This is a genomic window from Dactylosporangium sucinum, from assembly GCF_014647515.1.
GTDB classification, from domain to species: Bacteria; Actinomycetota; Actinomycetes; order Mycobacteriales; family Micromonosporaceae; genus Dactylosporangium; species Dactylosporangium sucinum.
Genome location: NZ_BMPI01000134.1, coordinates 1 through 11,189, shown reverse-complemented (window position 1 = coordinate 11,189; position 11,189 = coordinate 1). Strand labels below are relative to the sequence as shown.

Here is an 11,189-nt window from a genome sequence, read left to right as displayed (position 1 = left end):
TTGGCGCCTCCCGTGACGATCATGTCGACGCGCCGGTCGCTGATGTAGAGATAGCCGTCCTCGTCCTTCCAGCCGAGGTCGCCGAGCGTCTCCCAGCCATTGAGCGACCTCGCCTCCGCGCCGACGTACTCGTAGGAGAGCCCCATGCCCTCGCTGCCCTTCATGTAGATCTCGCCGATCTCACCGGCCGGCGCCTCCTCACCGTTGGCGTCGAGCACCTTCATGTCGCCGACGATCGGCCGCCCCACCGAGCCTCGGTGCCGGAGCCACTCCTCGCCGGTGATGACCGTCATGGCGATCGACTCGGTGCCGCCGTAGAGCTCCAGAACCTTCTCCGGTCCGAGCATCTCGATCCACTTCTCCTTGAGCCACTCGGGGCACTTGGAGGCGGCGTGCCAGAGGATCCGGATGGAAGAGAGGTCGCGGGCCCCACCGGACTCGATGACCCGGTACATCCGGTGCATCATCGTCGGCACGAGCATCAGCCACGTGATCCGGTGCTTCTCGATCAGCCGCAGCGTCTCCCCGGCGTCGAACTTGTCCATCACCACGATGTGCTGGCCCAGGAGAAGGCCGCCGACCGACATCGACAGCGACGAGTTGTGGTAGAGCGGTGCCACCACCAGCTGGGTGTCGGCGGAGGTGTAGCGGAACAGCAACTGGTTGATCGCCGGTGACGCCTCGGCACCGGCACCGGCACGAATGATCTTGGGCTGCCCGGTGCTACCACCGGATGTTGGCGCCTTCCACGCCGGGGAGATCACCTCGGGCAGCGGTTCGTCGCTCACCGAGTCGTCCGGCTCGAACCCCGACGGCAGAACGGCGTAGCCGGGGTGGTCCCCCGCATTCACGCCGACCAGGAGCGCCGCCTTGGCGAGGTCGATGATCGCCTGCCGCTCCGTGATCGGGAGGCGGTACGACAGCGGTATCGGCACCGCGCCGACCTTGAGTGCCGCGAAGAAGGCCACGTAGAAGTCGATCCCGTTCGGCAGGGCGATCACCACGTAGTCGCCGAACGTCACGCCCTCGCCGAGGTAGACGCGAGCGAGCCGGTTGGAGCGCCGCTCGAGCGTGCGACGGGTGACGACGTCATCCCCATGACTGATGGCGACGAAGTCGGGGGCCTCCCCCGCGAGTCGCGCCATCGTCCGCACATAGGGCTCGGCTGGGTTTGCGGCTATGAGCTCCGCCACGGCTGCAGCGTCCATTTCACACCTCTCCTCAACGAGCAACTAGACCAACTCTATGCTAGGCACCATAGAGTGAGGCAAGTAACTCGGCGAGATTTCGGCGAAGGTGGCCGGCTCGGGCTGACGGCCGAGCCCAGGAGATGCGGTGAACGATCGCCAGCCGGGCAGGACCCGTCGTCAGCCGAGTCACCACGGACGGCACGGCCTGGCGAGTCCGCCCGGCTCTCGGCCCGACGAGGTTCGGGGACGCCCCCAGTCAGCGGGACTTGCTGCGTCGGGAGCCGCTGCCCTTGCCGGGCGTGCGCTCCTTCTCCGGTGTGGGCTGCGCCCACACATCGGCGACGTGCTTGTCGAAGACACTCGCCAGCGCCTGCAGCGCCGCGTCGAGGTCGATGCCGTCGGGGTCGACGAGTGCCTGGAGGTGGATGCCGGTCACCGCTCCGTTGAGCGCCACGGCGAAGGCACGCTCTCGCTCCGTCGCGAAGGTCGGGTCAACCCCGTCGGGACGCTGCTTGCGCAGCCAGAGCTCGACGCCCTTGCGTCGCCTGGCGAGAAACTCCTGGTACTGGGTGTGGACCGCGCCGGTGCTCCTCATCGCCTCGGTGAGGATCATGAACATCAGCGCCGAGTTGCCGCTGCGCAGCCAGTTGGCGTACTCGTCGAGGACCTCCGCCAGGCGGGGGACGGTCTCGTAGTGCTCCGGACCCATCGCCCGGTCGATGGCGCGCCCAACGACGGCCAGGACCAACCCGTCCTTGTTCTTGAAGTGCCACGGGATCGAGCCGCGGCTGATGCCGGAGCGCTCGGAGATGTCCACGAACGAGGTCCGATCGAAGCCGCGCTCGGCGAACAGCTCCTCCGCCGCGTCGAGGATGCGCCGACGACTTTCGTCGCCGATCTCGTCGATCCGCCGCCGTGCAGGTGAACTCACGGTGGCCATCATAGACAGGACCGCCCCTCCGGCTGTCGCAAACCCGGTCCCGCGCCGACTCCAGCAAGGGTGCCGGCTCTCGGCCGGGCTGGTGCCACGGCCTCACCTGCGGCGCACCCCCACAGCCTGGTCGGCTGCCGGGTCCGGCTGGAAGTTCGCCAGGAACGCCTCGGCATCGGCCATGGCCGCGGCGATCGCCTCGGTCCGTTGACGGAGGTGCTCCGGAATCGCGTTGCGCGTGGCGATGTAGGGCGCGTTGCTCTCCACGGCTCGGAGCACCAGCTCGCCCACGCCGTTTGGCGAGGCGCCATGGGCGTTGAGGATCTGGTGGGCGGTGTCGAGGATCTGGGTCACCCGCGCCGAGTGGGTCGGGGCCGTGTCGGGACGCAGCTGGCGCGTGTTCTCGACGATGTCGGTGGCCACCGGACCCGGGAAGAGCACGGAGACCCCGATGCCGAGGTGGGCGAGCTCGGCCCGCAGCGACTCGCTCAGCCCGACCACGGCGTACTTGCTCGCGTGGTAAAGGAAGCCCGATCCGGCGGGATGGAGCCCCGCCTCCGACGAGGTGTTGACGATGTGACCGCGGGCGCCGGCAGCCAACATCCCGGGCAGGAACGTCTGGATCCCGTTGTAGACACCCGCGAGGTTGATCCCCATGGCGTAGTCCCACATCTCGAACGTCGCCCTGGCCGGGCTCACCGAGTCGATGATGCCGGCGTTGTTGAAGAGCAGCGTCACGTCACCGAGGTCGCGCTGCACCTTGGCGGCCGCCTCCGCGTACTGCTCCCGGTCGGCGACGTCGAGCCGGTAGCAGCGCAAGCGCTCCGGCCCGGTGGCGAGCAGATCGCCGGCGCGTTCGAGCGCATCGGCGCTGATGTCGGCGATCGCGACGTTCGCACCGCGTCGCAGCAGCGCCCGGACGATGCCGAGGCCGATGCCCCGAGCCCCGCCCGTCACGAAGGCGAGGCGCCCCTCGAAGTCGGAGATGCCCTCGCTCGTGTCCGCGGAGGTGTTCATGGTCTCGTCCTCACCCTTCGTATCCGCCGCCGGCCACGAGCACCTGTCCCGAGACGTAGTCCGCCTCCGGGTACGTGAGCATGACCACCGAACCTGCTGCTTCCTCGGGCGAGCCGGCGCGGCCCAAGGGGACGATCATCTTGATCGCCTCGTACGCCTGCGCCGGCACGCCGACCTTGATCTCGCGCCCCTCGACCTCGATGGTCGAGCCGCCCTCGGCGATCGGCTGGGAGAGTCGTGTCTCGATGAAGCCGAAGGCGACACAGTTGACGTTGACGTGGTAGCGACCCCACTCCTTGGCGAGGGTCTTGGTCAGGCCGAAGAGGCCCGCCTTCGCCGAGGAGTAGTTCGCCTGCCCGGAGTTGCCGCGGATGCCCGACACCGAGGACACGTTGACCACCTTGCGGTGGACCACGATGCCCCGCTCCGCCTCCCGCTGCACCGCGGCCCTGATGATGGGCTGGGCCGCGCGAAGGATCTGGAACGGCGCCTTAAGGTGCAGGTCGACGATCGCGTCCCACTGCTCGTCGGACATCTTCTGCACCACGTTGTCCCACGTGTAGCCGGCGTTGTTGATGATGATGTCGACGCCGCCGAAGCTCTCGACTGCCGCGCCGATGAACCGGTCCGCGAAGCCGTTGGCCGTCACGCTGCCGGGGACCGCGATCGCCTGCCCGCCGGCCGACGTGATCTTCTCGACCGTGTCGGCGGCCGGCCCGGCGTCCAGATCGTTGACAACGACGGAGGCACCCTCCGCGGCCAGCTTGAGAGCGGTCGCCCGGCCCACGCCGCGACCCGCCCCGCTGACAAGCGCCGCCCTGCCCTCCAGCTTGCCCATCAGCCGTCCACCTTCTGGTACATGGTCACGACGCAGGCACTTCCCATGCCCATGTTGTGCTGCAGGGCCGTGGTGACACCGTCGACCTGGCGGCCCGCGGCCTGTCCGCGCAGCTGCCAGACCAACTCGGCACACTGCGCGAGTCCTGTAGCCCCGATCGGGTGACCGCGGGCGATGAGGCCGCCCGAGGGGTTGATGACGACCTGGCCGCCGTAGGTGTTCTCGCCATCGAGCACGAATTTCTCGGCCGTGCCCTTCGGCGTGAGGCCGAGCCCCTCGTAGATCAGGAACTCATGCACCGTGAAGCAGTCGTGCACCTCCGCGACGCGCACGTCCTCGGGGCCGATGCCGCTCTGCTCGTAGACCGCCTTGGCCGCAGAGGCCGTCAGGTCGTAGCCGACGAGCTTGCGCATGTCGCCCTCGAACGTGTTCGTGTAGTCGGTCGTCATCGCCTGACCCGCAATGACGACGTCGCCGCGCAGGCCGTGCCTCGTCGCGTACTCCCGCGAGACGACGACCGCGGCGGCCGCACCCGAGGTGGGAGGACAGCACTGGAACTTGGTGATGGGGCCGTAGATCTGCCGTGACGCCAGCACCTCCTCGATCGTCAGCGGGTCGCGGAAGACGGCGTTGGGGTTGTTGGCCGCATGCCGGCGAGCCTTGACGGAGATGTGCGCGAAGACCGTCGGGTCGATGCCGAACTCCTCGACGTACTCGTTGCCCGCCGCGCCGTAGAAGAGGGCAGCGCCCGGCACGCTCTCCGGCATGCCGTACTTGCCGATCACGACCTTCGCGAAGTCCTCGAGCGGGTGCGGGCGCTCGGGCCACCTGCCCTCGACGCCGGGCTCCATCTGCTCGAAGCCGACCGCCAGCACGACGTCGGCCAGTCCGCATTCGACGGCCTCGCGAGCGAGCAAGAGCGCACTGGAACCCGAGGAGCAGTTGTTGTTGACGTTCATGATCGGGATGCCGGACTGCCCGAGCTTGTAGAGCGCCTTCTGACCGCCGGTCGAGTCGCCGTAGATGTAACCGACGTACGCCCGCTGGACCGCGGTGTAGTCGATCCCCGCATCCGCCAGCGCTCGGCGAGCAGCCTCGGCGCCCATGGCATCGAACGGGTCGCTGCGGCCGGCCTTGGCGAAGGGGATCATCCCCACCCCGGCGACCACTGCTCTGTTGTCAGACATGCCCTCTCCTCGTCTCGGCAGCACTGCGGACGATCAGCCGAAGCGTCGTGGAGTCTGCCACCTGATTAGCACCACGTTCAAGTCTATGCTGGGTGTTATAACTGTCGCATGACAAACGGATCTGGATCGGACGGTCGGGCCACCCTCCGCGTCGAGGTACGCGACGGGGTCGGCATCGTGACCCTGGCGCGCCCGCACCGGCTGAACGCGATCACCTACACCCTGCTGGTGGAGCTGCGCGAGGCCCTCCTCGGCCTCGGAGCACGCGATGACGTACGGGCCGTCGTGCTCGCCGGCGAGGGGCGGGCGTTCTGCGCGGGCCTGGACCTCGAGGCCGGCCTGGCGGATCCCGCGCTGGACGATCCGGTCGAGGCGATGCAGGCCGGCATGGAGGCGGGCGCAGCCGTCACCTGGGCGATACGCACGATCCCGCAGCCCGTCATCGCCGCCGTCCAGGGTCATGCCGTGGGAGCCGGCTTCGCCTTTGCCGTCGCCGCCGACGTGCGGATGGTCGGGGCCGACGCCCGGTTCTCGGCACCGTTCCTGCGGCTGGGAATGAGCGTCGGCGACTTCGGGCTCTCCTGGCTGCTGCCCCGCATCGTCGGCCACGGTCGTGCCGCGCACCTCTTCTTCTCGGCCGGCGCCCTGGATGCCGACCAGGCGGTCGCCGCCGGCCTCGCGGCCGGGATCAGCGCGGACCCGCTCGCGGCGGCGACCGAGCTCGCGTCGCACCTGGCGGACCAACCGCCCTACGGCGTTCGAGCGAGCAAGAGGCTGCTCGATGCCGGCCTGAGCTCCCCGTTGCACGACCACCTGGCCGCCGAGGCGCGAGCCCAGACGATCGGGGCGCTGAGTACCGCCGCACAGGCAGCCATGGCGGAGGCGCTCGCGGCCACCAAGCGCCGCGACCGCTGATCGTGGACGCGGGCGATCCGGCGTCGGAGGAGACGATTCCCGCCACCGGGATCAGCCTCGGATCGGGGTCGTCTCAGCCCAGCGCCGCGGCGAGGCGGATCGCCGAGCGCCAGGCGAGGGCAACGGTCGTCAGCGTGGGATTGGCTGCGGTCGCCGTGGGGATGACTCCGTTCCCGCCGACGTACAGGTTCTCCACGCCCCACACACGCGAGTACGGGTCGCAGACGCTGAGACCGTCGTCAACCGCCCCCATGCGCACTGTGCCCTGGTAGTGCAGCGACGAGCCGCCGGCTGCGAGCGTGGGCTCTTCGATCAGCCGCCCGATCAGCTCGGCGCTGCGCAGGGAGTTGCGGCGCATCTGCTCGATCGTTTCCAGGTCACGCTCGGTGCGCCCGTAGCGGATCGACATCTTCGGCATCCCGTAGAAGTCGGTCTCGGTCTCGCTGAACTCGACCGCATCGCGGTGCAGCACGTCCTTCGCGCCGTACCACGCGACCAGCCCGAGCCGCTGCGTGGCGGGGTCGTCGCCCATGCTCAGCTTGTAGGGCGAGTTCGCGAGGGCCATCACGCCGCCCTGCATCGGGCGGGCGTCGGAGAACGGGATCAGCACGTAGCCGAGCGCGCCCCGCTCGTCGGGCGGGAAGGCCGCGGGGTCGAACTCGTCGTTGAGCTGGACGAAGGACACCATCTGGAAGTGCTCGTTGAGGTGGTGCCCGAGCGCGGGCGGGCGCACGCCGGAGGCGAAGAGCACCTGCGGCGTGCGGAGACCATCGGCGCAGACCACGACATGGCGGGCTCGGACCAGGGTGACGGCGCCGGTGCGGCGGTCCTCGATCTCGGCGCCGATCGCCACACCGTCCTCGACGACCACCCGTCGGGCGAGCGTCTCCGAGCGCAGCTCGAAGCCGGGCACGGTCCGCTCGATCTCGCCGAGAATCACGCCGGTCCCGGAGAAGCGCAGGGTGTCGCCCTCCCACCGGACGGCGCTGGGCATGAAGCCGACCGGGGAGAGCCCCGGTCCGTCGAACTCGGCAGCCATGGCCGCCCGGAGCGCGCCGGGCACGCCGATGTCGCCACCCTCGACGCGGGAGACGCCGAGCAGCTGCTCGGCCCGGTCGAGCGCGGCGTCCAGCTGGTCGCCGGGGATGCAGGCAATGCGCTCCGACTGGCGCGGGCGGGGACATGAGGCGGCCCAGTAGATGCCCATGCCGCCGACGCCGCTGGCCATGCTCGCTGCGGGCAGCCCCACCTCGCCGCACCCATGGACCGGCCGCGGGTCGACGAAGAAGAGGCCCGGCAGGACGGTCTGACGGAACTCGAGGCTGGGATCGATCCCCTCGGCGATGTCGGCGAGCGCCGTTGCGCGCTCGATGCCGGCGTGGGGTCCCTGGGTGAGCAGCTGTGCCGCCACGCGGTCGGACTCGGTCATGTTCTGGGTGTGCTCGCCCCGCACGCCGGGGATCGCCGGCCCGACCTCCACCATGAGGATGGTGGCCGACGGCACGGCATCGCCGATCGTGCGGGCGAAGGCGGCACCGGCAGGGCCGCTGCCCACGATGAGGACATCGACGTCAGGTGTCGTTGCAGCCATCTCAGTGCCCCGTCCGTGCAACGGCGAGCGCCTCGCGCGTAGCTTCGAGCACGCGACGGGACTTCACCCAGGGGTCACCGCCGGCGCCTTCGTACTCGACGGCGTACGGCCCGTCGTAACCGTGATCGACAAGTATGCCCAGCGCCCGCCCCAGGTCGACGGCACCGATCGTGCCGTCGTCGGCGACCAGGTGCGTCTTGACGCTCACATGCTCCGCCCGCGGAGCCAACGCCTCGATGCCGGCATAGAGCTGGCTGAGGTCGAGCCCGGCGAGGAACCCGGCCACCTCGGGGTCGTCGGCGTCCGGGATCTGCTGGAACCTCGCTCGCATCGGCTTCAGCAGCGAATCGAAGTTTCCGAGGTCGAGCAGCAGGCCACAGGATTCGGCGCCGACCGCGTCCAGCAGCGCCGCGAGCCACCACGGGTCGCTGCTTCGGCCACCATGGTTCTCGACCAGCAGTCGCGTCCCTTCGGCGACCGCGAAGGACCCCAGGTCGACGAGTGCCTCCACGAGCTGGTCGGGGGGTTCGGTACCGTGGTGTGCGCTCATCGGCGAGCCGGCGTTCACGCGGACGAACGTCGATCCCATGGCGGCGAAGCGCGCGATCCAAGCCTTCAGCTCGGCGACGTCGACTGTTCGGCGCTCGGGGTCGGGGTCGGCAAGGTCGCCGACGTCGACCGCGATGTTGAGCAGGCTGGTCCCCGACGCACGTAACCCAGCCGCGAACCGGTCGATCTCGGGATCGTCGAGGCCGGTGAATTGGAACCCGGTGGTCTCGATCGCGTCGATCCCGAACGCGTCCCGGGCACGGCGTGGGTAGTCGCCGAGGCCGAACAGTTTCGGGTTGTCGAGGGTGAAGGTCTGCTCGGCACCGGAGGGATCACGGAACCGGAAGACGATCGGTCCGAGCTGTTCGCGGAGACTGAACGACGAGACGGACAGAACGGTGTCGGGCACGGCGTACCCCTTTCAGGAAATTGGTAGTGACTCCCGGAATGGTGGCTAACCCGTTTCGGAGGCATGGTCTGCGAGGCACACCCGCGACCCGTGGGAGCGGGCCGCCGACCGCACCCTGGCGGCGATTGCCCGGACCCGGCTCGTCATTCCCCGGCGCTGACCGGTCGCCGGCCACCTGCCGCCGGCCCGGTCCGACCGGCAGGACGTCCGCCCGGCCGGTGCTGGCGCCCTGACGCAAGCGCGCTCCTTCGTGTTCGCACCTCTGGATTCTCTGTGCCGCTCAGCATAGTCTATTGCCCCCTGGCAACGCTCGGGTGAACGCACAAAGGGGGTGACCATGTCCCATCCGACGACAGCCACTGAGGCCCTGGTTTCCGGACTTACCGCCAGCGAGTGCCCGCGGTGGCACGACGAGCAGCTGTACATCTCGGACATGCATGCCCGCACCGTCCTCGCCGTCGCGGCCGGCGGAGCGACCCGCGTCGTCGCGGAGGTGCCCGGCGGAGCGGGGGGCCTCGGCTGGCTGCCCGACAACAGCATGGTGGTGGTCTCTCAAGCGGAGCGCCGGGTCCTGCGAGTGGACGCCGACGGCGGCGTACACGTGCATGCCGACCTCACCGACAGTGGCGAGTCCCCGCTGAACGACGTGTGGGTCGACGGCGACGCCCGCGCCTACGTGGGCGAAATGGGATTCGACGTCCACGCGTTCCTCCACCCGCGACCGGACCAGCCGAAGGCCGAGTTCCGCCTCGGACGGATCTACGCCGTCGAGCCCACCGGCGAGGCGCGGCCCGCGACGGCCGAGGGTCTGCGCTTCCCCAACGGCATCGTGACCTGCCCGGTCAGCGGCCGGCTGGTGGTCGCGGAGTCGTTCGGATTCGCCATCGCCTCCTTCGAGCGCGACGCCTCCGGCAGCCTGACGAACGCCGAGACCTGGGCGCAGCTGACCTTCGCCCCCGACGGCATCGCCGCAGATCGCGACGGATGCCTGTGGGTGGCGGATCCGGCCGGCCGCCGAGCGGTGCGCGTCGCCCCCGGTGGCGAGGAGCTCGAGGTCGTCACCACCGATCAGCAGTGTCTCTCGGTCGCGCTGGGCGGCAGCGACGGCCGGGCGCTGTTCCTGTGCACCACGCCCTCCACCCAGCCGGACGAGGCACGCCGGCTCCCAGCTCACACAGCCGATGCCGGTGATGGTCGAGTTCAGCGCGACCGCGGACGGCGACCAGTTGGTCGGCAACGCGACGGTGCAGCCCTTCATCAAGATCCCCTTCGACGGCAAGCGTCGATAGCCGAATCTCCCGACGGGCCTGTGTGCCCATGACGTCGATGACGTCCGACACCCGAGAGGTACACCATGGATGCTGCGATCATGGAACAGACCCTGGCCGCGAGCCCGTCCGAGCCGTTCATGCGGACGATGGCGCGACTCGCGGCCGAGGACCCGGACTTCGTGGCCCTCAGCTTCGGCGACGAGTCCATGACACGGCGCCGACTCGAGCAGGAGTCGAACCGGCTGGCCCGGGTCTACTCCGAGATGGGCGCGAAGCTCGGCGACTACATCGCGGTCGCGCTGCCCAACAGCATCGACTTCTACGTCGCCTTCTTCGCCGCGCTCAAGGTCGGCGCGGTGCCCATGCCGCTCTCCTACCGCCTGCCCGTCGCCGAACGGCAGGGCATCATCGAGCTGACGAAGCCTGCCGTACTGGTGGGGGTCGGCGGAGACGACCACCCCGGCTACCCGTCGCTGCCGGTCGGGTTCAGGCCTGACGACAGCGTGAGCGATACACCCCTCCCCGAGGTGGTCTCCCCCTCGTGGAAGGCACCCGCCTCGGGCGGCAGCACCGGTCAACCGAAGATCATCCGCAACGGGACGGGCGCGGAGGGATCACCCGCGCTCACGGCGCTGGCGTACCAGTACGGTCCGAACGACACCCAGGTCGTCGTGGGCCCGCTTTACCACAACATGTCGCTGGCCAGTTCGGTCGGCGGTCTCCTGCTCGGCCAGCACGTCGTGGTCATGGCCAAGTTCGACGCAGACGAACTGCTCCGGCTGATCGACCGGCACAGGATCACCTGGATGGTGCTGGTGCCGACGATGATGCACCGAATGTACCGCCGGATCGAGGAGGGCGGAGGGTACGACCTCTCCTCGATCCGGCTGTTCTGGCACATGGCCTCCAAGTGCCCTGAGTGGCTCAAGGAGAAGTGGATCGAACTCCTGGGACCGGAGAAGGTCATGGAGCTCTACGGCGGGACCGAGGCGATCGCGATCTCCATGATCTCCGGGACCGAGTGGCTCCGGCACCGTGGGTCCGTGGGCCGGCCGGCCATCGGCGACATGAAGATCCTGGACGACGAGGGCAACGAGCTGCCTCCGGGCGAGGTCGGCGAGATCTACATGAAGGGCCCCGAGGGCATGCCCGCGAGCTACGAGTATGTCGGCGCGGAGGTCAAGTCGGTCAACGGCTGGGAGACGCTCGGCGATCTCGGCTGGAAGGACGAGGACGGCTATCTCTACATCAGCGACCGGCGCGTCGACATGATCGTCACGGGAGGCGCCAA

10 protein-coding genes are annotated in these 11,189 nt (G+C 69.3%); 3 read left to right on the top strand and 7 right to left on the bottom strand.

The genetic code is table 11. From position 1 onward, the window contains the following. From IEZ31_RS54775 to IEZ31_RS54755, 5 genes are all read right to left on the bottom strand, one after another. On the bottom strand, window positions 1-1,145 hold a 1,145-nt coding region (locus IEZ31_RS54775), incomplete at its 3' end, for an AMP-binding protein (RefSeq protein WP_190258119.1). A 301-nt stretch (window positions 1,146-1,446) separates the two neighbouring features. Further along, window positions 1,447-2,121: a TetR/AcrR family transcriptional regulator gene (locus IEZ31_RS54770; protein ID WP_190258118.1), complete on the bottom strand. Its 675-nt coding sequence runs from the start codon at window positions 2,119-2,121 to the stop codon at window positions 1,447-1,449. A 102-nt stretch (window positions 2,122-2,223) separates the two neighbouring features. Beyond that, the gene (locus IEZ31_RS54765; protein ID WP_190258117.1) at window positions 2,224-3,138 is read right to left on the bottom strand and encodes an SDR family oxidoreductase; all 915 of its coding nucleotides are present in this window, start codon (window positions 3,136-3,138) and stop codon (window positions 2,224-2,226) included. 10 nt (window positions 3,139-3,148) lie between these two features. Beyond that, window positions 3,149-3,976, bottom strand: coding sequence for an SDR family NAD(P)-dependent oxidoreductase (locus IEZ31_RS54760; protein WP_190258116.1), 828 nt, complete (start codon window positions 3,974-3,976; stop codon window positions 3,149-3,151). Continuing rightward, window positions 3,976-5,163 carry a lipid-transfer protein gene (locus IEZ31_RS54755; protein WP_190258115.1) on the bottom strand — a complete coding sequence of 396 codons (1,188 nt, stop codon included), beginning with the start codon at window positions 5,161-5,163 and terminating at the stop codon, window positions 3,976-3,978. Before IEZ31_RS54755 ends, IEZ31_RS54760 begins: the two co-directional genes overlap by 1 nt. 108 nt (window positions 5,164-5,271) lie before the next feature. On the opposite strand from IEZ31_RS54755, the gene IEZ31_RS54750 reads away from it, so the two are divergent. Continuing rightward, on the top strand, window positions 5,272-6,078 hold the full coding sequence (locus IEZ31_RS54750; protein WP_190258114.1) for an enoyl-CoA hydratase/isomerase family protein: 807 nt from the start codon (window positions 5,272-5,274) through the stop codon (window positions 6,076-6,078). 73 nt (window positions 6,079-6,151) lie between these two features. Here the strand turns inward: IEZ31_RS54750 and IEZ31_RS54745 are convergent, their stop codons facing one another. Both IEZ31_RS54745 and IEZ31_RS54740 read right to left on the bottom strand, forming a co-directional pair. Then, entirely contained in the window at window positions 6,152-7,669 is a 1,518-nt protein-coding gene (locus IEZ31_RS54745) for a GMC oxidoreductase (RefSeq protein WP_190258113.1), read from the bottom strand. Between the two features lies 1 nt (window position 7,670). Then, a complete protein-coding gene (locus IEZ31_RS54740) occupies window positions 7,671-8,627 on the bottom strand; it encodes a sugar phosphate isomerase/epimerase family protein (protein WP_190258112.1) in 957 nt (318 codons plus the stop codon). Between the two features lie 337 nt (window positions 8,628-8,964). Here IEZ31_RS54740 and IEZ31_RS54735 point away from each other — a divergent pair, with 337 nt between their 5' ends. After that, window positions 8,965-9,948 carry an SMP-30/gluconolactonase/LRE family protein gene (locus IEZ31_RS54735; RefSeq protein WP_190258111.1) on the top strand — a complete coding sequence of 328 codons (984 nt, stop codon included), beginning with the start codon at window positions 8,965-8,967 and terminating at the stop codon, window positions 9,946-9,948. Between the two features lie 48 nt (window positions 9,949-9,996). Further along, on the top strand, window positions 9,997-11,189 hold a 1,193-nt coding region (locus IEZ31_RS54730; RefSeq protein WP_190258110.1), incomplete at its 3' end, for an AMP-binding protein.